Raw genomic sequence first — 25,162 nt, 5'->3', positions numbered from 1 at the left:
GATTCTCCCGATTCTGTATCCACAATCCGGCTTCAAGGCCCGGTGGTTTCGAGGCTCCTCGCTAGCGCTCGTCGCACCTCAACCACCGGGAGCTGGCGTCGCCTACGGGACCTCAAGCCGACTGTCGAACCCAGCCACCCGCGGTATCCCCTCGTCGCTGCCTTTCGGAGCTGTGCCGGCTACGCAACCGCAACCCGCGCAGATCAGGCACCTACGCAACCGCAAGCCGACCGCCGGCCTCGACCATCCACCCAGCCTCCTCGTCGCTGCCTTTCGCAGCTGTACCGGCTACGCAACCGCAGCCCGCTGGGACCAATGGCATCTCCACCTACGGAACTGCAAGCCGACAGGCGGACCCAGCCACCCGCCGTACTCCCTTGTCGCTGCCTTTCGGAACCGCACCGGCTACGCAACCGCAGCGCGCGGAGATCAGGCGCCTACGCACCCGCAGCGCTCAGTCCTTCCGCAACCTCCGCGCAGAGGCCTGGATCCGCGCACTCAGGTCTTCCACCTCGTGGAGCACGTCCTGGGCGAGCCAGACCGGGGCCTTCCGGGAGCGGCGGGCGCGGGTGAGGATCTTGGCGGCGGTGGCGCGGTCGACGGCGTCCTGGGCGTCGGCCTCGGGGAGGCGGAGGCGGGAGGCGACGAGGTCGGCGTTGATGATCGGCTCCTCGGTGAGCAGGTCGAGGAGGCGGAAGAGGGGCTGGCCGGGGCGGGCCTCGGGGACGGTGGCGCCCCAGCGCTCGCGGACCTCCTGGACGTTCTTCGCGGTGGTCCAGGACTCGGCGGTGGCGATCCGGACGGCGGTGGCCATCATCGCGATGATCGTGCGGGCGCGGCCGTCGCGGTAGTCGTTGAGCGCGTCGAAGTAGGTCTCGCGGTGCGCGACGAGGGCGGAGGCGATCGGGACCGTCAGGTGGCGGGTCGAGCGGCGCCGGCGGAGCACGGCGTGGATCAGGGTGCGGCCGATCCGGCCGTTGCCGTCGATGAACGGGTGGATCGACTCGAACTGGGCGTGCACGATCGCGGCCTGGGCGACGGCCGGGATGTCCTCGCGGTTGGCGAAGGCGAACAGGTCGTCGAGGTAGGCGTCGACGGTCTCCGGCGGCGGGGGCACGTGGAGGGCGCCGATGGGGGAGTAGTCGCTGCCGCCGACCCAGTTCTGCGTGGTCCGCAGCTGACCCGCGCGGTGCGCCTCGTCGGGGTGGCGGCGGAACAGCTCGCGGTGCGCGGTGATGATCGCCTCGCGTCGTACGGCGCGGTGGGAGTCCGCGTCGGTGATCATCGTCGCCAGCGCGCGGGTGGCCGAGGCCATCGATACCGCGGAGGCGTTGGCGCCGACGCCGAGCAGGGCGCGGCCGTAGTCGGCGAGGCTGGCGTCGACGTTCTCGATCTTGGAGGAGTCGACCGCCTCGGTGCGCAGCTGGAGGTGGTTGAGGGCGCTGAGGGTGCGGCCGTGGACCAGGTCGAGGTGGCTCAGGTCGCCGGCGCTCGCGGCCGTCATGGCGCCGAGCGTGCGGTCGAGCGGCAGCTCGAGGTCGCGGATGAACGGCGGCAGCGAGACGGTGACCTCCCGCAGCTTGCGGTCGGCGGCCGGCCCGCGGATGATCCGCTGGCGCCAGGGGCGGATCTCGTACCGGTGCGGTTCCCAGTCGAGGGGCGTCGCGTCGTCCCCGGGCGCGGTCATGGCACCAGTCTGGCAGCACCCGGCGGTCCGCCCGTCCGGATTTCCGGTGGTCGTGGTCACTGTGCGAGGATTCTCTGTCGGTGTCGCGGACGCTTCTGCCACAGGGGAACCGTCGACCGCGCACCACCTCGATCCACTACTACCGCGGCTGACCTGTGGCACTCGCGAGGAGAATCATGAGCAACCCCAGTCCTGCCCTGGTCACCGAGCTCGGCAACGCTGCCAAGCGCGACGACATCCCCGACTTCCGCGCCGGTGACACCGTCAAGGTGCACGTGAAGGTCGTCGAGGGCAACCGGTCCCGCGTCCAGGTCTTCCAGGGCGTCGTCATCCGCGTCCACGGCTCGGGCGTCGGTCGCACCTTCACCGTTCGCAAGGTCTCCTTCGGCGTCGGTGTCGAGCGGACCTTCCCGCTCCACTCGCCGATCTTCGAGAAGATCGAGGTCGTCACCTACGGTGACGTGCGCCGCTCGAAGCTGTACTACCTGCGCAACCTGCGCGGCAAGGCCGCCAAGATCAAGGAGCGTCGCGAGGTCTGAGCCTCCGCTCGACGAAGCGCTCCACGAAGGCCCGACCGGTTCCGGTCGGGCCTTCGTGCATCTCACGGGGCCGGCCTGCCTAGACTCGACCTTCGTGACGACCGACGAGACCGACGGCTCCCCGGAGCGCCCCGAGGACGCCCCGGCCAGCGAGGGCAGCGGGTCCCGACGCAGCCACGCAGCGACCCGCAAGCACCTGCCCGTGTGGCAGGAGAGCATCCTGCTGCTCGCCGTCGCCCTCGGCCTCGCCATCGTGATCAAGGCGTTCTTCGTCCAGGCGTTCTACATCCCCTCGGAGTCGATGGAGCCCGGCCTGGTCGAGAACGACCGGATCCTGGTCCAGAAGGTGTCCTACTGGTTCGGCGGCAGCCCGCAGCGCGGCGACGTCGTCGTCTTCGAGGACCCGGGCGAGTGGCTCGGGCCGGCCGACTCCGCCGGCCCCACCGGCCTCGCCAGCCTGTTGTCGAAGGTCGGGCTCTACCCGACCGGCGGCCACCTCGTGAAGCGCGTGATCGGCACCGAGGGCGACATCGTCGTGTGCTGCGACGAGCAGGGCCGGCTCTCGGTGAACGGCAAGGCCATCGACGAGTCGGACTACCTCGGCCCCGACCCGGGCAGCTGCACCGCGCCGGTCGAGGACTGGGTCACCGAGCGCGGCTCGGCGCTGGCCCGGCCGTGCAGCTGGACCATCGGGCCGATCCCGGTCGGCAAGCTGCTGGTCCTCGGCGACAACCGCGGCCACTCCGCCGACTCCCGCGCCCACCTGTGCAGCGCCGACGAGGACCCGTGCACCCAGAGCCCCTGGGTCGACACCGACCTGGTGGTGGGCAAGGTCTTCACGCTGATCTGGCCGCGCGACCGCTGGCGCTGGATCAGCCGCCCCGAGGCCTTCGCCGACGTCCCCGACGCCCCGCCCGCCGACCTGGTCGAGAAGGCCGAGAAGGTCGACGCGCTGGGCCGGAGCTAGCGGGGTGGGCACGTGACGACGCTGCCCCGGGGAGCGACGGTACGACGCGACGCCGGCATCTACGGCTACGAGCGTGCCCTGCGTCGCCACGGCCTCGAGCCTGTCGCCGGCGTGGACGAGGCCGGCCGCGGGGCCTGCGCGGGCCCGCTGGTGGCCGGCGCCGCGATCCTGCCGCCCGGCAAGGCCGGGATCGTGCCCGGCCTCGCCGACTCCAAGCTGCTGACCGCCGCGTCGCGGGAGCGGTGCTACGAGCAGATCGTCAAGCGCGCCGTCGCCTGGTCGGTCGTGGTCATCCCGCACGAGGAGTGCGACCGGCTCGGCATGCACGTCGCCAACGTCGAGGCGCTGCGGCGCGCCGTCGCGAAGCTGGCCGTCGCGCCGTCGTACGTGCTGACCGACGGGTTCCCGGTCGACGGGCTCGGTGCCCCCGGCCTGGCCGTCTGGAAGGGCGACCGGGTGGCGGCCTGCGTGGCCGCCGCGTCGGTGCTCGCGAAGGTGACCCGCGACCGGCTCATGCTCGAGCTCGACGAGCAGTGGCCGGAGTACGACTTCAAGACCCACAAGGGCTACATCACCGCCACCCACACCGCCGCGCTCGAGCAGCACGGGCCCTCGCCGGTGCACCGGATGCGCTTCGTCAACGTGCGACGCGCGGCCGGGCTGGAGCCGCTCCCGGCCGCGGTGGCGGAGGACGGCTAGAGTCGGCCACGTGAGCGCCGAGGACCTCGAGAAGTACGAGACCGAGCAGGAGCTGAACCTCTACCGGGAGTACCGCGACGTCGTCGGCATCTTCAAGTACGTCGTCGAGACCGACCGCCGGTTCTACCTGTGCAACTCGGTCGACGTGAAGGCGCGCTCCGAGGGCACGGACGTCTTCTTCGAGGTGACCATCGCCGATGCCTGGGTGTGGGACATGTACCGCCCCGCCCGGTTCGCGAAGAACGTGAAGGTGCTGACCTTCAAGGACGTCAACGTCGAGGAGCTCGCCACCTCGGACATCGAGCTCCCCAAGAGCTGACCGAACGGACGGATCCCCCGGGACGAACGTCCCGATTCCGCCCCCGGGACTTGCGCGCAGGCCCCTCCAGGCCGATCCATGTATGTCAGGGCCGGCACCGGTCGGCCCTGCTGCGACACGGCATCGGGGGAGGGCGCCATGTGGCACCGGCGCGGCTGTGCCCGCGACGACCAGCGGGGAGCGGTCACGCTCGTCATGGTCGTGGTGACGGCAGTCCTCATGGTCGGCTCCGCCTTCGTCGTCGACATCGGGCTCCAGCGGGTCGCCCGCGCCGACATGCAGGCCGTCGCCGACCTGGTCGCGCTCGACCTCGCCCGCGAGCTCGACGGCCGCACCGTCGCGGAGCTCACGCCGGTGCTGGACGAGGTGCTGGCCGAGAGCGCCGCGCGCAACGCCGACATCGTCGGCGAGGGGGCCGACCTCGACTACGAGGTCGGCCACATGGACACCTCGGGCTTCCAGCAGATGAGCTCCGGCGTCCCGTCGGCGGTCCGGGTCGTGGCCCACACCGAGGTGGCCTTCGCGTTCGCCTCGATCACCGGCGACGAGTCCGGGGAGGCCACCCGCACCGCGGCCGCCGAGAGCTCATCGACCGCCTGCTTCCGGCTCGGGTCCTTCGTCGCGGCGATCCGCAGCGGTGACAGCACCGTGCTCGCCCCGCTCAACGACCTGCTGGGCGTCAACCTCGACCTCGTCGGCTACCGCGGCCTCGCGCTCGCCGACGTGCGCCTCCTCGACCTCGCCGCCACGACGGTCATCGGCAGCCCGGAGCGCCTGCTCGGCGGCACCATCACGTACGCCGAGCTGGTGCTCGCCACGATCGAGGCGCTCTCGAACGAGCCGGAGGACAACGCGGTCGCCATCACCGCGCTGCACCGCATCGCGTCCTCCGCCGTCACCGCGTCGGTCGGCACCATCTCCCTCGGTGACGTCCTCAACGTCGCCCCCACCGACCGTGCGGCCCTCGGGATCGACCTCGACGTGCTCGACCTCGTCGCCTCGGCCCGGCTCTCCGACGGCGAGCACTTCATCGGCGTGCCGAACATCCAGGGCGGGGTCCCCGGCGTCGGGTTCCAGTTCACCGGCGGCATCACCCTCGTCGCCGCCGCCGAGCTCGCCTGCGGCGTGCCGAACTCCGCCCAGGCCGTCGCGGACACCGCCCAGCTCGACGGCACGCTCGGCATCAAGTTCACGAACATGCCCAGCCTCAACATCCCGGGCCTGGGCACCCTGCAGACCCCGAAGGGGAGCGGCTCCCTCGAGGTCGTGGCCGGCAGCGGCACCGGCCGGCTGGTCTCGCCGCCGCAGGTGCACTGCGGCGACGGGTCGGCAGTCGACCCCGCGACGTTCAGCGTGCAGGTCGCGAGCGGGCTGGCGTCGTACCAGCTGCACGCGGACGTCTCGGTCGCCGCCGACGTGAAGCTCTCCAACCTGCTCGGCCTGGGCCTGACGAGCGTCCTGACCAACCTGCTCGGCAACATCCTCGACCTCGGCAGCAAGATCTCGCTCGAGGTCGAGGTCCGGCTCACCATCGGCACGTCGAGCAGCGGCGGCGGCGGTCGTGCCGACCTGCGCCTGCCCCCGAACGACGAGACCCCCGTCTCCGTCGGTTCGGCGATGACCCTCGACGTGGCCTCCATCGTCCCGACGGTCACGTCGGTGAAGTTCAACGGCCAGGTGGCCCAGCTGCCCGCCGTCACCGCGATCACCGGCCCGATCCTCGAGGTGCTCACCACGTCGGGGAAGGGATTCGTGGAGAAGACGCTGACGCCGCTCGTCGAGAACATCAACCAGCAGTTCATCGGCCCCGTCGCGCGGATGGTGGGCCTGCGCCTCGCCGGCGCCGACGTGTACGCCGTGGGCGTCACCTGCGCGACTCCGCGCCTCGTGGGATGACTAGTACTAAAGGACTAGGCGAAATCCCCCGGCCGGGCAGAGTTACCCGGGATTCGTTCCCTCGTTGTGAACGCGAACACTATCCTCCGGACATCGCCACTCGGGGGCGTCATGGGAGCTTGAGGCGGGGAGGCCGGCCGATGAGGCGTGTAGTGCTGTGGGGGCGCGCTCGTGCGCGTGCACGAGGGCACGAGAGGGGTGCCGCCGCGGTCGAGTTCGCGCTGATCATGCCGATCCTGCTGCTCCTGGTCTTCGGCATCATCAGCTACGGCTACATGCTGAGCTTCCGCCAGGCCATCAGCCAGGCCGCCGCCGAGGGCGCCCGCGCGGCCGCGGTCGCCCAGCGTGACGCCGACCAGGTGCCTGCGGCGCTCGCGGCGCTCAACGACGCACTGGACAGCTACGGCGTCACCTGCAGCGGCAATTCGCTCAGCCGCAACGGTGACCCCGCCGGGTCGTGCGCGGTCGACGTCGCGACCTGTGCCGGCGAGGCCGCCTCGGTCCGCTGCGTCACCGTGACGATCAACTACGACTACGACGGCAGCCCGCTGCTGCCGGTGCCCGGCATGGGCATCGTGCTGCCCGACAACCTGAAGTACAGCGCCGTCGCGAGGGTCAGCTGATGGAGCGCCGGCTCCGCCGCGCCCGGGACGAGCGCGGCGTCGTCGCCGTCGTCATGGGCGTCGGGCTGACGCTCGTGCTGCTCGTGATCTCCGCGTTCGCGGTCGACCTCGGCATGCAGCGCACCGCCCGCCGCGACATGCAGGCCCTGGCCGACGTCGTCGCGCTCGACCTCGCCCGCAACCTCGACGGGCGCACCCGGGGTGCCCTCGCCGCCACCATGGACACCGAGATGGCCAAGAGCGTGGCCCGCAACGACGACACCGTCGGCGCTGCGCCGGACCTGAGCTGGGACCTCGGCAAGCTCGTCGACGGCGAGTTCGTGCCGGTCGCGAGCGGCGAGGTTCCGAACGCCGTGCGCGTCATTGCCGACACCTCCGTCGACTTCGCGTTCGACGGGATCACGGGCGTCGCGACCGGCGACGCACGTCGTACCGCCGTCGCGCAGTCCGAGGGCGGCGCCTGCTTCTCGATCGGGTCCTACGCCGCGCGCGTCAACACCGGCGCCTCGCCCATCCTCGGCCCGCTGCTGGGCGCACTGGGCAGCAACGTCAACGTCGGCGCGATCGACTACAACGGCCTCGCCAACGCCGACATCCAGCTGCTCGACCTGCTCGGCGCCAAGGTCGGCGCCGGCACGCTCGGCGCCCTGGTCGAGGGCGGCCAGCTGCTCAGCCTCGCCGACTTCTACCTGGCCACCGCCGAGGTGCTGGCCCAGCAGGGTCACGCCGCGTACGTCGGCCTCCTGCAGTCGATCGCGGTCGGCCTGGAGGACGTCAAGCTCAACGCCGGGGACCTGATCGACCTCGGCACCGGCGGCTCCACGGGCCTCGACGCGGGGCTCAACCTGCTCGACCTGGTCACGGCCGCAGCCGCCGCTGCCACCGGGCAGAACGCACTCACGATCCCGCAGGCGGCCGTGAACCTCGGACCGCTGGCCAACGTCGGTGTGAGCCTCTCGGCCATCGAGGCGCCTCGTCTGGCCTGCGGTCGGAAGAACCAGGTCACCGCCGAGTCGAGCCAGATCCAGGTCAACCTGTCGGCGAACGCGCTCAAGCTGGACCTCGCGCTGGTCGGGAAGACCGACATCAGCCTCAGCGGCTCGGTCAAGGTCGCGTCGGCCAAGGGGGCGTTGACCGACGTCCGCTGCTCGCCGAACACCGGGCTGAGCATCCGGGTCTCCGACGGCCTGCTCGACGTCGACCTGAAGCTCGAGATCACCGTCTACCTGCTCGGCATCCCGGTCGTGGGTGGCCCGATCACCATCAAGGGGTCGACCACGACCTCGGGGGTGGCGAACATCGAGATCACCAAGGACGGCGACTACGACATCCCGAACACGATCGGCTCGGGGACCGGCGGCCTCCCGGTGCTGACCGTGAACACCAACGCCATCAAGCTGATCGGGCTCCCCGTCGGTGTGGTCCTCGGCCCGATCATCAACGGGCTGCTGTCCGGGCTGGTGAACCCGCTGATCCAGAGCCTGGACACGGTGCTGCTCAGCCCGTTGCTCAACGCGCTCGGCATCGACCTCAGCGGCGCGGACATCTACAAGTTCCGCACCCCGAAGTGCGACTCGCCGAAGCTGGTCGGCTGACCCCACCCGTCACGCGGGTGCACTGAGCGTCCCGCCCACGCGCTGCTGCCTGTGGACGACGCCCGTCGTCCACAGGCGCGGCTCGTGGTCCTGTCCCGTCGTCGCCGGTCGGCGTGACGCTGGCGGGCATGACGACGACTGCGCAGGCCCGCAAGGCGATCGGGGCGTACGGCGAGGGCCGGGCCGCCCGCCACCTCGTGGAGCTCGGCATGACCGTGCTCGAGCGGAACTGGCGGTGCGCCGAGGGCGAGGTCGACATCGTCGCCCGCGACGGCACCACCCTCGTGGTGTGCGAGGTGAAGACCCGCACCAGCCTCGTCGCCGGCACGCCTCACGAGGCGGTCACCGACGAGAAGCTCGAGCGGCTCAAGCGGCTCGGCGAGCGCTGGGCCGCCGAGCACGACGTGACGCCGGACGGCATCCGGGTCGACCTGGTCGCGGTGATGCTGCGCCGCCGCGGCGCGCCCACCCTCGAGCACGTCGCCGGGCTCCTCTGATGGCGTTCGCGACGACCCGCTGCGTGGCCCTCGACGGGGCCCGCGGTCACCTGGTCGACGTCCAGGTCGACGTGTCGCCGGGGAAGGCCGACGTCGTGGTCGTCGGACGCGCGGGCGCGGCGCTGCGCGAGGGCCTGGACCGGGTGCGGATGGCCGTCGTCAACAGCGACCTCACCTGGCCCGCGGCGCAACGGACGACGATCCTGCTGTCGCCGGCCGACCTGCCCAAGTCCGGCACCCACTTCGACCTCGCCATGGCGGTGACGGTGCTGGCCGCGACCGGCCAGGTCGAGCACCGCCAGGTCGACAGGACCGCGTTCATCGGCGAGCTGACCCTCGCGGGCTGCCTCCGCCCGGCGGTCGGGGTCCTGCCAATGGTGATGGCGGCCGCCGCCGGTGGGGTGCGCCGGGTGGTCGTTCCGGAGCCGCAGGTCGAGGAGGCGCGGATGGTGCCGGACCTGACCGTGATCGGCGTCCGCTCGCTCGCCCAGGTGGTCGCCGTGCTCGTCGGGGACCCGCTGCCGGACGCGCCACCGGTCGCCCCGGCCTCCGGCACGCACCTGGTGCAGTGGCGGGGTGCCGACCGGCTCGACGACCTCGACCTCGCCGACCTGCGCGGCATGCTCGACGAGAAGTACGCCGCCGAGGTGGCCGCCGCCGGCGGGCACGCCCTGATGCTGTCCGGCGCCAAGGGCTGCGGGAAGACCAGCCTCGCCGAGCGGCTGCCGACGATCCTGCCCGACCTCACGCCCGAGGAGTCCCTCGAGCTGACCGCGCTGCACTCGCTCGCCGGCGTCCTCGACCCGTCCTCCGGGATGGTCGTCCGGCCACCCTTCGCCGCGCCGCACCACGACGCCAGCAAGGTGAGCGTGATCGGCGGCGGCCACGGCCGGGTCCACCCCGGCGAGATCTCGCGGGCGCACTGCGGAGTCCTCTTCCTCGACGAGTTCCCGCTCTTCCGCGCCGACGTGATCGAGGCGCTGCGCCAGCCGCTGGAGAGCGGCGACATCACGATCGCGCGCCGCGACGAGTCGGTCACCCTGCCGGCCGGCGGGATGCTGGTCGTCGCGAGCAACCCGTGCCCGTGCGGCAACTACACCGCCAACAACCGCACCAACCGCTGCAGCTGCCCCGACCCGGTCCGGCGGCGCTACCAGGCGCGGCTGTCCGGGCCGATCGCCGACCGGATCGACGTGCTGCGCCACGTCCGGCCGGCATCGCCGTCGAGCCACGACCCGTTCCAGCCGGCCGAGCCGTCCGCGGCCGTCCGCGAGCGGGTCGCCGCGGCGCGGGCCCGACAACGGGAGCGGTTCGCCGAGCACGGCTGGCGCCTCAACGCACAGGTGCCGAGCCCGCGCCTCAAGGACACCTGGCCGGTCGCGGAGGAGGCGCGGCGGCTGATCGACAAGGAGACGCACGGCGGTCGGCTGAGCGCGCGGGGTGCGGTGCGCGTGCAGCGGCTGGCCTGGACGGTGGCCGACCTCCGCGCCGTCCGGCTCGAGCGGGACGTGACCCCGGGTGTCGAGGAGGTCGACGTCGCCCTACGGCTGCGGATGGGGCGGGCCCTCGACCTGAGCACCGTGCGTGGCGTGGAGGGCGCGGCATGAGCGAGGACGAGCGGCTGGCGCGCGCGACGATCAGCCTCGTCGCCGAGCCCGGCGACCTTCGTGCCCTCGGCCTGGCCAGGCAGCTCGGCCCGGGGGAGTTCCTGGCGGTGCTCCGCGACCACGCCGACCTGCGTGAGTCGTTCACCGCGGCGGCCGCCCGGCTCGCCACCGTCGACCCCGCCCGGGTGCTCGAGCGGGCCGCGGCCAGGGGGATCCGCTTCGTCGTCCCCGGGGACGAGGAGTGGCCCGACCAGCTCGACGACCTCGCCGGCGCGGGCGCCCTCCACGAGCGCGGCGACGTCCCGGTCGGCCTGTGGGTCCGCGGTCCGGGGAGGCTCGACCAGCTCGCCGGGGCGGTCGCGGTCGTCGGGTCCCGCACCTCGACCACCTACGGTGACGAGGTCGCCGGTGACGTGGCCGCCGTCGTCGGCGCCGCGGGGCGGGCGGTCGTCAGCGGCGGGGCCTTCGGCATCGACTACGCCGCCCACCGCGGCGCGCTCAGCGCCGGGGCGCCCACCGTCGCGGTGCTCGCCTGCGGGGTCGACCGGGTCTACCCGACCGCTCACCGCCCGCTCTTCGACCACCTCGCCGAGCACCACGCGATCGTCTCGGAGGCGCCCCCGGGGTCCGCGCCCTTCCGGATCCGCTTCCTGGCCCGCAACCGGCTCATCGCCGCGCTCACCCGTGGCACGGTGGTCGTGGAGGCGGCGCTGCGCAGCGGCGCGCTCAACACCGCGAGCTGGGCCGAGAGGCTCAGCCGGGTCGTGATGGGCACCCCGGGTCCGCTGACCAGTGCGTCGTCGGAGGGTGTGCACCAGCTGCTGCGCCGGGGCGGGGCGGCGCTGGTCACCGGCGGTGCCGACGTGCTCGAGCTCGTCGGGGCGGCGGGGGAGGCGCTGGTCGACGAGCCCCGGGCACCCGAGGCGCCCCGCGACCGGCTCAGCGTGCGGGCCCGCCAGGTCGTGGACGCCGTGCCCACGTCGGCCCCGGCGCCGTCCGCGTCGGTCGCCCGGGTCGCGGGCCTGGGCGTCGCGGAGGTCGACCAGGTCCTGCGCGCGCTCGCGTCCGAGGGGCTCGTCGAGCAGCTGCCGACCGGCTGGCGACTCACCGAGCGCGGGCGTCGGTGAGCCGGTTCCGGCTCCCTACGATGAGGACGTGAGCCCGTCCGACGCCGCGGCCGCCGTCGAGGCGGCCCTTCCCGAGTGGGCCGCCCGCCTGCTCGGGGACTACGAGCGCCACCTGGTCTCCGAGCGCGACCTCGCGAGGCACACGGTCAAGGCCTACCTCGGTGACGTCGGGAGCCTGCTCGACCACGCCGCCCGCCTCGACCTCGCTGGTCCGGCCGAGCTCGACCTGCGCACGCTGCGCAGCTGGCTCGCCCGGCAGCAGGCCTCGGGGCTGTCCCGCACGACGCTGGCCCGCCGCGCCACCGCGGCCCGGGTCTTCACCGGGTGGCTGGCTCGCACGGGCCGTGCCCCCGCGGACGCCGGCTCCGCGCTCGGGTCCCCGAAGCCGCACCGCACCCTGCCCGGCTTGCTGCGCGTCGACGAGGCGCGGGAGCTGATCTCCGCCGCAGCCGAGCTCGCCGACGACGGCAGCCCGCTCGGGCTGCGCGACGTCGCCATGCTCGAGCTGCTCTACGCCACGGGCGTCCGGGTCGGGGAGCTCTGCGCGCTCGACGTCGACGACGTCGACCGGGACCGCAACGTCGTGCGCGTCCTCGGCAAGGGTCGCAAGGAGCGGACCGTGCCCTTCGGGCGTCCCGCCGCGGAGGCGCTGGACCGGTGGACCTCCCACGGGCGACCCGCGCTCGCGCGTCCCGGCTCCGGCCCGGCCCTCTTCCTCGGAGCCCGCGGTGGGCGGATCGACCAGCGTGCGGTGCGCACCCTGGTCCACCGCCGCCTCGCCGACGTGCCCGGCGCCCCCGACCTCGGACCGCACGGGCTCCGGCACTCGGCGGCGACCCACCTCCTCGAGGGCGGCGCCGACCTGCGCTCGGTCCAGGAGCTGCTCGGCCACGCCTCGCTGGCCACCACCCAGCGCTACACCCACGTCACCACCGACCGCCTCCGCCGGGCCTACCAGCAGGCGCACCCGCGGGCCTGAGGCCGGCCGGCAGCGGCCACGGCGCGTCCCGCCACAGCGGCAGCAGCCGCACCGGGCCGGCACCGACCAGGCGCAGCGGGTCCAGATAGGTCTCCCCGCGCAGCCAGCCCCAGTGCAGGCAGGCCCGGGGGAAGCAGTGCGACCCGGCCAGCTCCAGGCGGCCGAGCGGCGCCCCGGCCGGAAGCAGGTCGCCCACCTCCACCGTCGCAGCGACCGGTTCGTAGGTCGTCCGGGTGTCCCCGTGGCTGACCGTGACCACCCCGCGTCCCGCGATCCGCCCGGCGAAGGTGACCCGGCCCGGCAACGCGGCGTGCACGACCTGCCCGGGGCGGGCGGCGAGGTCCACCCCGCGGTGCCCCGCGCCCCACGGCACTGCCGGTGGGTCGAACCGGTCGACCACCTCCGGCCGGGGGCGCAGGGGCCACTCGCCGACCGGGTCGTCGCCCGGAGCCGCGCGGCCGGGCGGGGCCGGGAGCAGGAGGAGCAGGAGGAGCGAGAGGGCTGCGAGCGCGAGCAGGACGAGGGTGGGGCGTCGGGACGAGGGCACGGTGCGAGCGTGCGCCCCGGCGCCGGCGGTGACCGGGTCCCGGGGGAGCGGGTTGTGGACGACGCGCCGACGGACCCCGTCCTGTGGACGGCTCCCGGCCGCAATTGGGCCGGGAGAGGCGTCACGCCGTAGGCTGAGCAGTACCGGTCCGCCTGGACCGGAATTCGCTCGTCCGCTGACCACGACGGGGTCTCTCCTGGAGAACCGGCCCCGATCGCCCGTGGGCGTCGATCCTCAGTCCGCACGATCCTCCGGGTCGGGCGGTCGGATCGCGTGCAGACGACAGGACCAACTGAAATGAAACAGGAGAAATCATGGCTGTCGTGACCATGCGCCAGCTCCTCGAGAGCGGCGTCCACTTCGGACACCAGACCCGTCGCTGGAACCCGAAGATGAAGCGGTTCATCCTCACTGACCGCAACGGCATCTACATCATCGACCTGCAGCAGTCGCTGGCCTACATCGACCGCAGCTACGCCTTCGTCAAGGAGACCGTGGCCAAGGGCGGCACGATCATGTTCGTCGGCACGAAGAAGCAGGCCCAGGAGGCGATCGCCGAGCAGGCGACCCGCGTCGGCATGCCCTACGTCAACCAGCGCTGGCTGGGCGGCATGCTCACCAACTTCTCGACCGTGCACCAGCGGATCAACCGCCTCAAGGAGCTCGACGAGATCGACTTCGACGACGTCGCGGGCAGCAGCCGCACCAAGAAGGAGCTGCTGCAGATGCGCCGCGAGCGCGACAAGCTGAACAAGTCGCTCGGCGGTATCCGCGAGATGACCCGCACCCCCTCCGCGGTGTGGATCGTCGACACCAACAAGGAGCACCTCGCCGTCGAGGAGGCGCGCAAGCTGCGCATCCCGATCATCGCGATCCTGGACTCCAACTGCGACCCCGACGACGTCGACTTCCCGATCCCGGGCAACGACGACGCCATCCGCGCGGTGGGCCTGCTCACCCGCGTGATCGCCGACGCCGCCGCCGAGGGCCTCATGGCCCGCTCCGGTGCCGGTTCGTCGAGCCCGGCTGCGCAGGAGCCGCTGGCCGAGTGGGAGCGCGAGCTGCTCGAGGGTGCTGAGAAGCCCGCCGAGGCGCCCGCCGCCGACGCTGCCGAGGCCCCCGCCGCCGAGTCGGCCGAGACCCCCGCCGCCGAGGCCCCCGCCGAGGAGGCCTCCACCGAGGCCGCCGACGCCCCGGCCGAGGCCTGAGCGACCACCACACTCCTTCCAGAGAGCGAAGAGGATTCATGGCTTTCACTGCTGCTGACGTCAAGAAGCTCCGTGAGCTGACCAGCGCCGGAATGATGGACTGCAAGAAGGCGCTCGACGAGACCGACGGCGACTTCGACAAGGCCGTCGAGCTGCTCCGCGTCAAGGGCGCGGCCAAGGCTGCCGCCCGTGGCGCCGAGCGGGAGACCTCCGCCGGCCTGGTGGCCAACGCGGGTGGTGCGCTCATCGAGCTGAAGTCGGAGACCGACTTCGTCGCCAAGAACGAGGACTTCATCAAGGCCGCGCAGCAGATCGCCCAGGCGGTCGACGCTGGCAAGGCCACCGACACCGAGGCCGCCAAGGCGCTGCCACTGGGCGACAGCACCGTCGGCCAGGTCGTCGAGAACCTCGCCATCACCATCGGCGAGAAGATCGAGCTCGGCGGCGTCGCGTACTTCGACGGCCCCGTCGCGGTCTACCTGCACAAGCGTGCCGCCGACCTGCCGCCGGCCGTCGGCGTCATGGTCGAGTACGAGGGTGACGAGGCTGCCGCCCGCGGCGCCGCGATGCAGATCGCCGCGCTCAAGGCGAAGTACCTCACCCGCGACGAGGTCCCCGCGGACATCGTCGAGGCCGAGAAGGACGTCCTGACGAAGAAGACGATCGAGGAGGGCAAGCCCGAGGCTGCTGTCGCCAAGATCGTCGAGGGCCGTCTCAACGGCTTCTTCAAGGAGATCGTCCTGCTCGAGCAGGAGTCCGTCTCGGAGTCGAAGAAGACGGTCAAGGCCGTCCTCGACGAGGCCGGCACCACGGTCAAGCGGTTCGCCCGCTTCGAGGCCAGCGTCTGACGCACCCGCCTTCACCGGCATCCGACGGCCGGCACCACGAAAGTGGTGCCGGCCGTCGTCGTCTCGGCTAGGTTTGTTGACCCCGGCCCAGGGACAGGTGTGTCGGTGGCGCCTGCCTCCGCGGGCGCGGTTCGCTCAGGTGAAGGAGATGTCAGGTGGGACTCATCCAGGCTGCGATCGGCGCCGTCGGCGGGACGCTCGGCGACCAGTGGCTCGACTTCTACGGGGTCCCGGACGGGGTCTCGTCCACCACGGCGGTCTTCCCGGCCGTCGCGAAGGGCCAGAACGCCGGCCGCGGCAGCAACACCCGCGGCTCCGAGGGCGTCATCACCAACGGCTCCAAGATCATCGTCCCCGAGGGCTACGGCCTGGTCCTGCTCGAGGACGGCGCCTTCACCGGCTTCGCCGCCGAGCCGGGCGCCTACATCTGGAACTCCGACGAGCCGGCCTCGCAGTCGGTGTTCTCCGGTGGCGGCCTCGTCGACTCGGTCATCAAGCAGTCGTGGGAGCGGTTCAAGTTCGGCGGGCGCCCCTCGGCGCAGCAGAACGCGGTCTTCGTCACCCTCAAGGAGCTGCCGAACAACAAGTTCGGCACCCAGTCGGAGATCTACTGGGACGACGCCTTCCTCAACACCCAGGTCGGCGCCATCACCCGCGGCACCTACACGCTGAAGATCACCGACCCCCTGACGTTCATCCGGAACTTCGTGCCGGCCGAGGTCATCGGCGGCCACCGGACCTTCGACTTCACCGACATCGACAACCCGGCCGGCGAGCAGCTGTTCAACGAGGTCGTCGGGTCGCTGGCGCCGGCGTTCTCGATGTACACCAACGACCCCGCCAAGGGGAACCGGATCACCCGCCTGCAGCAGGACTCGATCGGGTTCGCCCAGTCGCTGTCGGCCGCGGTGGAGCAGAACTACCAGTGGCGCACCGACCGCGGCCTGGAGATCGTGAAGGTGGCGCTCGTCGCCATCGAGTACGACGCCAACACCCGCGAGCTGCTCAAGAACGTCCAGCGTGCCGACGCCCTGTCCGGCTCGCGCGGCAACTCCAACCTGCAGGCGTCCGTCGCCGCGGGCATCGAGTCGGCCGGTGAGAACGCGGGCCCCGGCGGCCTGATCGGCATGGGCATGGCGACCGGCGGCATGGGCCTCGGTGGCCTCCAGCAGCCGGCCACGCCGCAGCAGGCCCCGGCCCAGCAGGCGCCCGCGCAGCCGGCCGCCCCGGCCCAGCCCGCGGCCCCGGCGGCCGACGACCCGATGACGGTCCTCAAGCGCGCCAAGGAGATGCTTGACGCCGGGCTGATCACCCAGGAGGACTACGACGCCGCGAAGGCCAAGGCTCTGGGACTCTGACCCGCCGAGCACGACGGACGCCGAGATGACGCAGGAACCCGCGGAGCCGAAGCAGCCGACCTTCGACGGTCCGCCGCTCTCGCTCGAGGAGGAGCTGGCAGCCGCGAGGGCGGCAGCCGAGGGAGGGGACCAGGACGCCCCGAGCATCGAGACGGTCAACGAGTCGCTCAGGGACGGACTCAACCGTTGCCCCAAGTGCGGGTCGACGGACGTCCGGCTGCGGGGCTCGACCGGGATGCTGGTGTGCCTGTTCTGCCGCAACGAGTGGCAGGAGGCACGCGTCGAGGAGGAGTTCGGCCTCGGCGAGGGCATCGACACCCTCGAGGGCACGGTGGTCGCCAGCGGTGCCCAGGACATCCAGGCCGACGTCGCGGACGTGCTCACGTTCAAGTGCGAGGCGTGCGGGGCCGAGGTCGTCGTCGACACGAAGAGCTCCCTCAACGCCCGGTGCCACTGGTGCCGGCACACGCTCAACGTCAACCAGCAGATCCCGAACGGTGCCGTGCCCGACGCCGTCCTGCCGTTCCGGCTGACCAAGGACGAGGCGGTCGAGAAGATCCGGGAGTTCGCCTCCTCGCGCCGGCTGTTCGCCCACCGGCGGTTCAAGAAGGAGTTCGTGCCGGAGAACGTGCTCGGCGTCTACCTGCCCTACCTGGTCATCGACGCCCGCGCCGAGACCGAGTACTGGGGCAAGGGCGAGGTGCAGACCCGGCGCTGGACGGAGAAGCAGGGTGACAACCGGGTCACCTACTACGCCGCCGACGTCTACCAGGTGCATCGCCAGGTCGCCTTCACCGTCGACGACCTCACCGTCGAGGGGTCCTCGGAGCGCGCCCAGATCGGCCCGGCCAACACCAACAACATCATCAACACGATCCTGCCGTTCGACACGAAGAACGCAGTCCGCTGGAACGCGAGCTACCTCGTCGGCTTCACCAGCGAGAAGCGCGACCTCAACGTGGACGCGGTCACCCCGGTCCTCGAGGACCAGCTCCTCTCGATCGGGCGCTCGCAGGTGCGCGGCTCGCTCGGCCGCTTCGACCGGGGGGTGCGCTGGGAGCAGGAGAAGGTCGACGTCGCCGGCTCCCGCTGGGTCTCGATGTACCTGCCGGTCTGGCTGTACTCCTACCAGCAGGAGAGCAACGGCCTGCTGCACTACATCGCGGTCAACGCGCGGACGGGGGAGACGATGGGCAGCATCCCGGTCTCGCAGCCCAGGCTGGTGCTGGCGGCGTTCACGGTCGGCACCTTCCTCGAGGGCATCGCCGGCGCGATCCTGGTGGCGACGGCATGATCCCGGAGATCCTCACGCAGCTGCTGGTCCTCGCCGACGGGGACGACGCCCCGCTGTGGCTGCTCGCCGCCGGCCCCGCCGGTGCCGTGGGCACCTACTGGCTGATCTACCGCTACTACCGGAACACCGACAAGTCGCACCAGTACGAGCGGGACACGATCATCGAGGCCCAGCCCGTCCAGGGCGGCGAGACGAAGGTCCACCACATCTCCCGCACGCGGGACTCCGACATCGACGGGGACAACAAGGACAAGTTCCGGGTCCGGGTGCAGCGCCAGCGATGACCGGCCCCGGAGCGGGGACCCGCCGGCTGCTCGGGCCGTTGCTGGCGGTGCTGCTCGTCACGACGGCCTGCACCGGTGCGCGTTCCGACGAGCCCCACGGGGCCGCCGCCGGGCCGACGGGCTACGTCGCCGGCCCCTACGAGGTGCGCCCCGGCGTCGTCCTCGGCACCCCGGTCGACGACCCGGACACCCAGGCGGCCGAGCACCCCGTCGTCGCGCGCCTGCTCGAGCTGGTCGCGCGCACGCCGCCGGGGGAGAGGATCCGGATCATCACCCGGTCGTTCTCGTTGCGCCCCGTGGCCGACGCCCTCATCGACGCCCACGAGCGCGGCGTGGCGGTCCAGGTGATCGCGAACCGCCACGCGTCGAAGGACTTCAAGGCGGTCGCGAGGATGAAGGAGGCGATCGGCACGAGCCGGCGCAAGGAGTCCTTCATCTACCTCTCCCGCGGGTCCGGGCGGGGGCCGAGAACGGCGACCCACCAGAAGACGTGGACCTTCACGAAGGTCGGCGACTCCCGACGGGTGGTGGTGGTCGGCTCGGCCAACCTGTCGTACTACTCCACCCAGCAGTACAGCGACATGTACGTCTTCGTCGGCCGCCGCGACGTCTGGCGGGTGTTCGACCGCGACTTCCGCGACCAGGTCGGCCTCGAGCCGCCCCGCGGACCCGGCTACGCCCCCGTGCTGGGCCGGCACCGGGTGTGGTTCTTCCCCGGCTGGGACCTCGACACCGACCCGGTGCAGGCCGTGCTGCGCGACCTGCCCGCCCGCGGCACCCACCTGCGGTTCGCGATGTACGCCTGGCACGGCGAGCGCGGACGCCGGATCGCGGAGATCGTCGCCGCCAAGGCCCGGGCCGGGGCACGGGTCCAGGTGATCGCGCTCAACATCGGGCGCGAGATCGTCCGCGTCCTGCGCGACGCCGGCGTCGAGGTGCACAGCGCGGCGTACGACGACGGCGACGACGTGCACAGCAAGCTCAGCCTGCTGAGCTGGACCGACGCGGACGGGACCCCGCACCGGCACGTGCTCACCGGCAGCGACAACTTCGGCACCCCCTCGCTGCCGCGCGACGAGGTGGTCGTGGACATCGACGCCACCGGCAGGCGGTCGTGGGCCCGTTACGTGCGCTGGTTCGACGGCATGATCGAGCGCGCCGTCGCGGAGGGGCACTGATAGCCTCGGGACCGCTCCCACCCACCGACTGGAAGGACCCTGGTGCCCGGTTACAAGCGAGTCCTGCTGAAGCTCTCGGGCGAGGTCTTCGGTGGCGGCAAGGTGGGCGTCGACCCCGACGTCGTCCAGGCGATCGCCCGTGAGATCAAGGCGGTCGTCGACGCGGGTGTCCAGATCGCCGTGGTGACCGGGGGCGGCAACTTCTTCCGGGGCGCCGAGCTCCAGCAGCGCGGCATGGACCGCGTGCGCGCCGACTACATGGGCATGCTCGGGATCGTCATGAACTGCCTCGCGCTCCAGGACTTCCTGGAGAAGCTGGGCGTCGAGACCCGCGTGCAGACCGCGATCACGATGGGCCAGGTCGCCGAGCCCTACATCCCGCGCCGGGCCATCCGCCACATGGAGAAGGGCCGCGTCGTGATCTTCGGCGCCGGCATGGGCATGCCCTACTTCTCCACCGACACGGTGGCCGTGCAGCGGGCCCTCGAGAGCAAGTGCGACGTGGTGCTGGTCGCCAAGAGCGGGGTCGACGGCGTCTACAGCGCCGACCCCCACGTCGACCCGACCGCCACCAAGTTCGACGAGATCAGCTACGACGAGGCCATCGCGCGGGGCCTGCGGATCATGGACCAGACGGCCTTCGCCCTCTGCGGCGAGAACAAGCTCCCGATGATCGTCTTCGGCATGGAGCCCGAGGGCAACATCCTCCGCGTGGTCCGGGGTGAGAGGATCGGCACGCGGGTCAGCGCGGGCTGACGCCTCCACGGGCTCGCCCAGAGGCTCGATCGACGGGCTCGACCAACAGGTGTGACCAGCAAGAAGGAGAACCGGTGATCAACGACATCCTCAACGAGGCCGACCAGAAGATGGGCAAGTCGGTCGACGCGACCCGTGAGGAGTTTGCGGCGATCCGGGCCGGCCGGGCGCACCCCAGCATGTTCAGCAAGATCATGGTGGACTACTACGGCACGCCGACGCCGCTGCAGCAGCTCGCGTCGTTCACGGCCCCCGAGCCCCGCATCATCATCGTCTCGCCCTTCGACGTCGGCGCGCTGAACAACGTCGAGAAGGCGATCCGCGACTCCGACCTCGGCGTGAACCCGGCCAGCGACGGCAAGCAGCTGCGCTGCGTGTTCCCGGAGCTGACCGAGGAGCGCCGTCGCGAGTTCATCAAGCTCGCCAAGGAGAAGGCCGAGGGCGGCAAGGTCGCCGTGCGCCAGGTGCGCCAGAAGGCCAAGCAGAACCTCGAGCGCCTCGAGAAGGACGGCGAGGTCGGCAAGGACGACGTCACCGGCGCCGAGAAGCGCCTGGACGGCCTCACCAAGAAGCACACCGACCAGATCGACGAGCTGCTCAAGAACAAGGAGGCCGAGCTGCTCGAGGTCTGATCCTCGAGCCGCTCCACTTCCATGTCGACGTCGCCGTCGTCTGACCCGTTCGTGCCCGGCACCGCCCCCCAGAAGGACCACGGCCGGGCCGGCCGTGACCTCAAGGCCGCGGTCGCCTCCGCCGTCGTCCTGCTGAGCGCGGTCGCCGCGTCGCTGCTCTTCTGGAAGCCCGCCTTCATGGTGATCGTCGCGATCGCCGTGGTGGTCGCGGTCTGGGAGCTGCGCAAGGGCCTGCTCGCCAAGGACATCGACCTGCCGGAGCAGCCGCTCATGGTGGGCGGCGTCGTCATGGTCGTGGTCGCCTACCTGTACGGTTCGGCTGCGCTGGTGACCGCCACCGCCGTCAGCGCGCTGGTCATCATGCTGTGGCTGCTGCGCCGCGGCGTCGACGGCTACGTCAAGAACGCCACCGCATCGGTCTTCGCGCTCGTCTACCTGCCCTTCCTGGGCTCCTTCGTGGCGCTGATGCTGGCCGAGGGCGGTCGCACCGGCGGCGGCCTCGACGACGCCGGCGTGCAGGGCATCATCACGTTCATCCTGGTCACGATCGCCTCCGACATCGGCGGGTACGTCGCCGGCGTGCTGTTCGGCAAGCACCCGATGGCGCCGGTGATCTCGCCCAAGAAGTCGTGGGAGGGCTTCGCCGGGTCCGCGATCGCCACGGTCGGTGCGGGTGTCGCCCTCGTCGTGTGGCTGCTCGAGGGCGAGTGGTGGATCGGCGTCGCGCTCGGCCTCATCGCCGTCGTGATGGCCACCCTGGGCGACCTGTGCGAGTCGGTCATCAAGCGCGACCTCGGCATCAAGGACATGAGCCAGGTGATCCCCGGCCACGGCGGCCTGATGGACCGTCTCGACTCACTGCTCGCGACGATCGCCCCGATCTGGCTGCTCCTGCACTACGGCATCTTCACCTGATCCGTCAGCCGAGCCGCCGCGCCACCTCGCCCAGCGCGGTCATCGCCGCGCGCAGCTGCTCGTCGGTGACGTACGGCGCAGGGCCGAACCTCAGGTGCCGGCCCCGGCTGTCGGTGTGCACCCCGGCAGCGGCCAGCCCCTCCTGCAGCTGCGCCGCGCGGTCGGAGAGCACGGCCAGGAACCCGCCGAAGGCCTCGGCCGGCGCCTCCCGGTCCCGGGTGGCGAGGTCGTCGGGAAGGTCCAGCTCGTCGAACGCCTCCACGAGCAGGCCGCGCTGGTGCAGCGAGCGCTCGCGCAACGCCTCGGGCGTGAGACCGTGCTCGTCGAAGAAGTCGAGCACCCGCGCGGCCCGGTAGTGGCTGGTCGGGTCGTAGGTCGCCCCGGCGAACGCGGCCCCGGCGGCGTACGCGACCCCACCGGGAGGCGCACCGGCCAGGTCGCCGAACTCGGCGTACCAGCCGGTGACGACCGGTCGCAGCCCGGCGGCGTGCGGCGGCACCCGGAGGAAGCAGTTGCCCTCGCCCAGCTGGAGGTACTTGTAGCCGCCGCCGACGACCCACGCCTCGGCCAGGCCGGCCCGGGGGAGGGAGAGCGGCACGACGCCGAGCTGGTGGTAGGCGTCGACGAGCAGCTCGGCGCCCCGGCGCTCGCAGGCGGCGGCGAGCTGGTCGAGGCCGGGCACGAGGCGGGAGGTCTCGAACAGGACCGAGGAGACCACCACCGCGGCGGTCCGGTCGTCGACCTCCGCCGCCAGCCGCTCGGCGAGGGACTCGACCGGCCCGGCCGGGACCCGGACCACGTCGAGGCCGGCCTCGGCGAGCCGGGCGAGCTGGCGGCGCGCGGAGTGGAACTCGCCGTCGGTGGTCACCAGCCGGGGGCGCCGGCCCAGGTCGAGGGCCGAGAGGAAGCGCACGACGAGGTCGTGGGTGCTCGCGGCGAGCGCGACCTCGCTGCCGGGGTCGTCGAGCAGCGTGCGGACCCCGGCCCGCAACCGGTCGCCCTTCGCCGCGGCGCGCTCCCACTTGCGGTCGACCTCCGAGGCGGCGTCGTCCCACGCCTCGATGACCGCGTCCCGGGCGACGTCGGGCCAGGCCTGGTGGGAGTGCCCGGTCAGCAGGAGCCGCTCGCAGACACGGAACCGGGAGTAGTGGGCGGCGAGCTCGGCGGGGGCGATCACATCCGGCTCCGGATCGCCCAGAGGTCGGGGAACAGCTGCGTGGTCACCGTGCCCCACAGGTAGGCCGCACCGGCCGAGCCGCCAGTGCCGGGCTTGGCGCCGATGGTCCGCTCGACCATCTTCACGTGGCGGTAGCGCCACTCCTGCAGGCCCTCGTCGAGGTCCACGAGGCGCTCCGCGACCTGTGCCGCGCCGCCGTCGTCGGCGTAGGCGGCCAGCAGCAGGTCCTGGACCTGCGGCGAGGGCTCCCACGGCGCGGTGAGGTCACGCTCGAGCGCGGCCGGCGGGACGTCGTACCCCTGGGTGGCGAGGTAGCGCAGGAAGGAGTCGAAGACCGACGGCCGGGCCATGGCCGCGGCGATCCGCTCCCGGCCCGGGCTGCCCTCCGGGTAGTGCTGGAAGACCCGGACGTCACGGCGGCCGAGGGTGGCCTCGAGCTCGCGGAACTGCTCGGACTGGAAGCCGCTGGAGGCGTCGAGACGGCCACGGAAGCTCGTGAACTGGCGCGGCGTCATGGTCTCGAGGACGTCGACCTGCGCGACCGCGACCTTCAGGATCGCCAGCACCCGGCCCAGCGTGTGCAGGGCCCGCGGCGTGTCACCCGCCTCCAGCCGGGCCTGGAGCCCGCCCAGCTCGTGGAGCATCTGCTTGAACCAGAGCTCGTAGACCTGGTGGATGACGATGAAGAGGAGCTCGTCGTGCTCGTCCGAGCGGGGGTGCTGCGCGGCGAGGACGTCGTCGAGGGCGAGGTAGCTGCTGTAGGTCAGCGCTGGGTGCTGATCGGTCACCTCACTACTGTCACAGGTCGCCCCAGAGGACGGCCAGCACGACGCGCTGGGGCCGGGGCGGATACGATCGGCCGGACATGAGCGAGGGAATCGGCGACCGCACGCTGGCGGACGAGACGGACGGCGCGGCCGCGGGGTCCCGCCGGCCGGACTGGTTCCACCGCGGGCACCCCGTCTTCTTCCCGCTCGCCGGCTTCTTCACCGGCATGGCGTCGATCATCGTGGTCCCCGGCCTGTACGCCGCCGTCATCAAGAGCATCGCCGGGTACGAGCGCGCGGAGGAGCTGTTCCCCTTCGTGCTCCTGCTGCTGGTCGTGCCGATCGCGATGCTGGTGCCGCCCCGGACCCGCCGGTTCGCGCGGTACATGCTGCTGGGGATGGTCTCCACGATCATCGTGGTCGGGGGAGTCGCCGCCGCGGTCCTGTGGTTCCTGCTCAAGAAGGACGCCTGACCCGCACGATTCGGCCTGCCACCGCCGGGGTGGGACAATCGAGGAGATGTCCGACCAGCCCGCGGCCGCCCCGACGCCGCTTCCCCTCGTCCTCGCGGAGCCGCGTGGGCGCAAGAAGCCTCCCCGCCACCTGGCGGACCTGACGGTCGACGAGCGCAAGGACCTCCTGGTCGAGATGGGCCTGCCCGGCTTCCGGGCCAGGCAGGTCGCGACCCACTACTTCTCCCGCCTCGTCGACGACCCGGAGCAGATGACCGACCTGCCCGCCGGGCAGCGTGCGGCGCTGGTCGAGGCGCTCCTGCCGGACCTGATGACCTCGATCCGCGAGCAGACCGCCGACAAGGGCAAGACCGTCAAGACGCTGTGGAAGCTCTTCGACGGCTCCCTCGTCGAGTCGGTCCTCATGCGCTACAAGGACCGGGCCACGATCTGCATCTCCAGCCAGGCCGGCTGCGGCATGGCGTGCCCGTTCTGCGCGACCGGCCAGGGCGGCCTGCAGCGCAACATGTCCACCGCCGAGATCGTGCACCAGGTCGTGGTCGGTGCCCGCGCGATGGCGAACGGCGACGTGGCGGGCGGCCCGGGCCGACTCTCGAACGTCGTGTTCATGGGCATGGGCGAGCCGCTCGCGAACTACAAGGCCACCCTCGGCGCCGTACGACGCCTCACCGAGCCGGCGCCGTCCGGGCTCGGCCTCTCGGCGCGCCACGTCACCGTCTCCACGGTCGGACTGGTGCCCCGGATCCGGCAGCTCGCCGGCGAGGGCATCCCGGTGACCCTGGCCCTGTCGCTGCACGCGCCCGACGACGAGCTCCGCAACGACATCGTCCCGATCAACACCCGGTTCTCCGTGGCCGAGACGGTCGACGCAGCCTACGAGTACTTCGCGAAGACGGGTCGCCGGGTCTCCATCGAGTACGCCCTGATGAAGGACATCAACGACCAGGGCTGGCGCGCGGACCTGCTCGCCGACGTGCTGTCCGGCGACGGCCGTGGCACCGGCTGGGTCCACGTCAACCCGATCCCGCTCAACGAGGTGCCCGGCTCCCGGTTCACCCGCTCGCGCGAGGACGACATGGACGAGTTCGTCCGTCGCCTCACCGCCCGGGGCATCGCGACCACGCTGCGGGACACCCGCGGCAGCGACATCGACGCGGCCTGCGGCCAGCTCGCCGCCTCGGAGTGACGCC

26 protein-coding genes are annotated in these 25,162 nt (G+C 72.0%); 22 read left to right on the top strand and 4 right to left on the bottom strand.

Features of this window, described 5'->3' with window-relative positions:
- Positions 1-454: 454 nt before the first annotated feature.
- The gene (locus NOCJ54_RS0112955; RefSeq protein ID WP_028655839.1) at positions 455-1,687 is read right to left on the bottom strand and encodes a Fic family protein; all 1,233 of its coding nucleotides are present in this window, start codon (positions 1,685-1,687) and stop codon (positions 455-457) included.
- Positions 1,688-1,863: 176 nt separating this feature from the next.
- Here NOCJ54_RS0112955 and rplS point away from each other — a divergent pair, with 176 nt between their 5' ends.
- From rplS to NOCJ54_RS0112900, 11 genes are all read left to right on the top strand, one after another.
- Positions 1,864-2,226: a 50S ribosomal protein L19 gene (rplS, locus tag NOCJ54_RS0112950; protein WP_028655838.1), complete on the top strand. Its 363-nt coding sequence runs from the start codon at positions 1,864-1,866 to the stop codon at positions 2,224-2,226.
- Positions 2,227-2,320: 94 nt separating this feature from the next.
- Positions 2,321-3,193, top strand: a complete 873-nt coding sequence (lepB, locus tag NOCJ54_RS25635; protein WP_051485807.1) for a signal peptidase I — start codon at positions 2,321-2,323, stop codon at positions 3,191-3,193.
- Between the two features lie 12 nt (positions 3,194-3,205).
- Positions 3,206-3,892, top strand: coding sequence for a ribonuclease HII (locus NOCJ54_RS0112940; RefSeq protein WP_028655837.1), 687 nt, complete (start codon positions 3,206-3,208; stop codon positions 3,890-3,892).
- Between the two features lie 10 nt (positions 3,893-3,902).
- Complete coding sequence (locus NOCJ54_RS0112935; RefSeq protein WP_028655836.1) at positions 3,903-4,211, top strand: DUF2469 domain-containing protein; 309 nt, start codon at positions 3,903-3,905, stop codon at positions 4,209-4,211.
- A gap of 138 nt (positions 4,212-4,349) precedes the next feature.
- The gene (locus NOCJ54_RS0112930) at positions 4,350-6,107 is read left to right on the top strand and encodes a pilus assembly protein TadG-related protein (RefSeq protein WP_028655835.1); all 1,758 of its coding nucleotides are present in this window, start codon (positions 4,350-4,352) and stop codon (positions 6,105-6,107) included.
- Positions 6,104-6,730: a TadE/TadG family type IV pilus assembly protein gene (locus NOCJ54_RS29925; RefSeq protein WP_084255157.1), complete on the top strand. Its 627-nt coding sequence runs from the start codon at positions 6,104-6,106 to the stop codon at positions 6,728-6,730. Before NOCJ54_RS0112930 ends, NOCJ54_RS29925 begins: the two co-directional genes overlap by 4 nt.
- Positions 6,730-8,325, top strand: a complete 1,596-nt coding sequence (locus tag NOCJ54_RS0112920; protein ID WP_028655833.1) for a pilus assembly protein TadG-related protein — start codon at positions 6,730-6,732, stop codon at positions 8,323-8,325. Before NOCJ54_RS29925 ends, NOCJ54_RS0112920 begins: the two co-directional genes overlap by 1 nt.
- A gap of 128 nt (positions 8,326-8,453) precedes the next feature.
- On the top strand, positions 8,454-8,822 hold the full coding sequence (locus tag NOCJ54_RS0112915) for a YraN family protein (RefSeq protein WP_028655832.1): 369 nt from the start codon (positions 8,454-8,456) through the stop codon (positions 8,820-8,822).
- On the top strand, positions 8,822-10,429 hold the full coding sequence (locus NOCJ54_RS0112910) for a YifB family Mg chelatase-like AAA ATPase (protein WP_028655831.1): 1,608 nt from the start codon (positions 8,822-8,824) through the stop codon (positions 10,427-10,429). The genes NOCJ54_RS0112915 and NOCJ54_RS0112910 overlap by 1 nt, the downstream gene beginning before the upstream one ends.
- Positions 10,426-11,556 carry a DNA-processing protein DprA gene (gene dprA, locus NOCJ54_RS0112905; RefSeq protein ID WP_028655830.1) on the top strand — a complete coding sequence of 377 codons (1,131 nt, stop codon included), beginning with the start codon at positions 10,426-10,428 and terminating at the stop codon, positions 11,554-11,556. The genes NOCJ54_RS0112910 and dprA overlap by 4 nt, the downstream gene beginning before the upstream one ends.
- A 28-nt stretch (positions 11,557-11,584) precedes the next feature.
- The gene (locus NOCJ54_RS0112900) at positions 11,585-12,535 is read left to right on the top strand and encodes a tyrosine recombinase XerC (protein WP_028655829.1); all 951 of its coding nucleotides are present in this window, start codon (positions 11,585-11,587) and stop codon (positions 12,533-12,535) included.
- Here NOCJ54_RS0112900 and NOCJ54_RS25630 read toward each other — a convergent pair.
- Positions 12,483-13,082 carry a murein hydrolase activator EnvC family protein gene (locus NOCJ54_RS25630; protein WP_198020209.1) on the bottom strand — a complete coding sequence of 200 codons (600 nt, stop codon included), beginning with the start codon at positions 13,080-13,082 and terminating at the stop codon, positions 12,483-12,485. The two genes, NOCJ54_RS0112900 and NOCJ54_RS25630, sit on opposite strands and share 53 nt — an antisense overlap.
- 314 nt (positions 13,083-13,396) lie before the next feature.
- Here NOCJ54_RS25630 and rpsB point away from each other — a divergent pair, with 314 nt between their 5' ends.
- The 9 genes from rpsB (at position 13,397) to NOCJ54_RS0112850 (ending at position 21,555) form a co-directional block, all read left to right on the top strand.
- The gene (gene rpsB / locus NOCJ54_RS0112890; RefSeq protein WP_028655828.1) at positions 13,397-14,290 is read left to right on the top strand and encodes a 30S ribosomal protein S2; all 894 of its coding nucleotides are present in this window, start codon (positions 13,397-13,399) and stop codon (positions 14,288-14,290) included.
- A gap of 38 nt (positions 14,291-14,328) precedes the next feature.
- Positions 14,329-15,138, top strand: a complete 810-nt coding sequence (gene tsf, locus NOCJ54_RS0112885) for a translation elongation factor Ts (protein WP_028655827.1) — start codon at positions 14,329-14,331, stop codon at positions 15,136-15,138.
- Between the two features lie 155 nt (positions 15,139-15,293).
- On the top strand, positions 15,294-16,496 hold the full coding sequence (locus NOCJ54_RS0112880; RefSeq protein WP_028655826.1) for an SHOCT domain-containing protein: 1,203 nt from the start codon (positions 15,294-15,296) through the stop codon (positions 16,494-16,496).
- Positions 16,497-16,521: 25 nt separating this feature from the next.
- Entirely contained in the window at positions 16,522-17,790 is a 1,269-nt protein-coding gene (locus tag NOCJ54_RS0112875; protein WP_028655825.1) for a TFIIB-type zinc ribbon-containing protein, read from the top strand.
- On the top strand, positions 17,787-18,074 hold the full coding sequence (locus NOCJ54_RS0112870) for a hypothetical protein (RefSeq protein ID WP_051485806.1): 288 nt from the start codon (positions 17,787-17,789) through the stop codon (positions 18,072-18,074). Before NOCJ54_RS0112875 ends, NOCJ54_RS0112870 begins: the two co-directional genes overlap by 4 nt.
- Complete coding sequence (locus tag NOCJ54_RS0112865) at positions 18,071-19,252, top strand: phospholipase D-like domain-containing protein (RefSeq protein WP_028655823.1); 1,182 nt, start codon at positions 18,071-18,073, stop codon at positions 19,250-19,252. Before NOCJ54_RS0112870 ends, NOCJ54_RS0112865 begins: the two co-directional genes overlap by 4 nt.
- Before the next feature lie 42 nt (positions 19,253-19,294).
- Positions 19,295-20,008 carry a UMP kinase gene (gene pyrH, locus NOCJ54_RS0112860; protein WP_028655822.1) on the top strand — a complete coding sequence of 238 codons (714 nt, stop codon included), beginning with the start codon at positions 19,295-19,297 and terminating at the stop codon, positions 20,006-20,008.
- Between the two features lie 77 nt (positions 20,009-20,085).
- A complete protein-coding gene (frr, locus tag NOCJ54_RS0112855) occupies positions 20,086-20,640 on the top strand; it encodes a ribosome recycling factor (RefSeq protein WP_186449854.1) in 555 nt (184 codons plus the stop codon).
- A gap of 51 nt (positions 20,641-20,691) precedes the next feature.
- On the top strand, positions 20,692-21,555 hold the full coding sequence (locus tag NOCJ54_RS0112850) for a phosphatidate cytidylyltransferase (protein WP_232221774.1): 864 nt from the start codon (positions 20,692-20,694) through the stop codon (positions 21,553-21,555).
- Positions 21,556-21,559: 4 nt separating this feature from the next.
- Here the strand turns inward: NOCJ54_RS0112850 and NOCJ54_RS0112845 are convergent, their stop codons facing one another.
- Positions 21,560-22,732 (bottom strand): kynureninase, encoded by a 1,173-nt coding sequence (locus tag NOCJ54_RS0112845; protein WP_036517826.1) that lies wholly within the window; start codon positions 22,730-22,732, stop codon positions 21,560-21,562.
- On the bottom strand, positions 22,729-23,520 hold the full coding sequence (locus NOCJ54_RS0112840) for a tryptophan 2,3-dioxygenase (protein ID WP_028655818.1): 792 nt from the start codon (positions 23,518-23,520) through the stop codon (positions 22,729-22,731). Before NOCJ54_RS0112840 ends, NOCJ54_RS0112845 begins: the two co-directional genes overlap by 4 nt.
- 77 nt (positions 23,521-23,597) lie before the next feature.
- Between NOCJ54_RS0112840 and NOCJ54_RS0112835 the strand changes: the two genes are divergently transcribed.
- Together NOCJ54_RS0112835 and rlmN are read left to right on the top strand one after the other, a co-directional pair.
- The gene (locus NOCJ54_RS0112835) at positions 23,598-23,972 is read left to right on the top strand and encodes a hypothetical protein (protein WP_051485805.1); all 375 of its coding nucleotides are present in this window, start codon (positions 23,598-23,600) and stop codon (positions 23,970-23,972) included.
- 46 nt (positions 23,973-24,018) lie between these two features.
- Entirely contained in the window at positions 24,019-25,158 is a 1,140-nt protein-coding gene (gene rlmN / locus NOCJ54_RS0112830; protein WP_028655816.1) for a 23S rRNA (adenine(2503)-C(2))-methyltransferase RlmN, read from the top strand.
- Positions 25,159-25,162 lie beyond the last annotated feature (4 nt).

Source organism: Nocardioides sp. J54 (assembly GCF_000519005.1).
Classification (GTDB): domain Bacteria; phylum Actinomycetota; class Actinomycetes; order Propionibacteriales; family Nocardioidaceae; genus Nocardioides.
The sequence above is the reverse complement of the archived record's forward strand: the minus strand, read 5'-3'. Positions and strand labels throughout refer to the sequence as shown.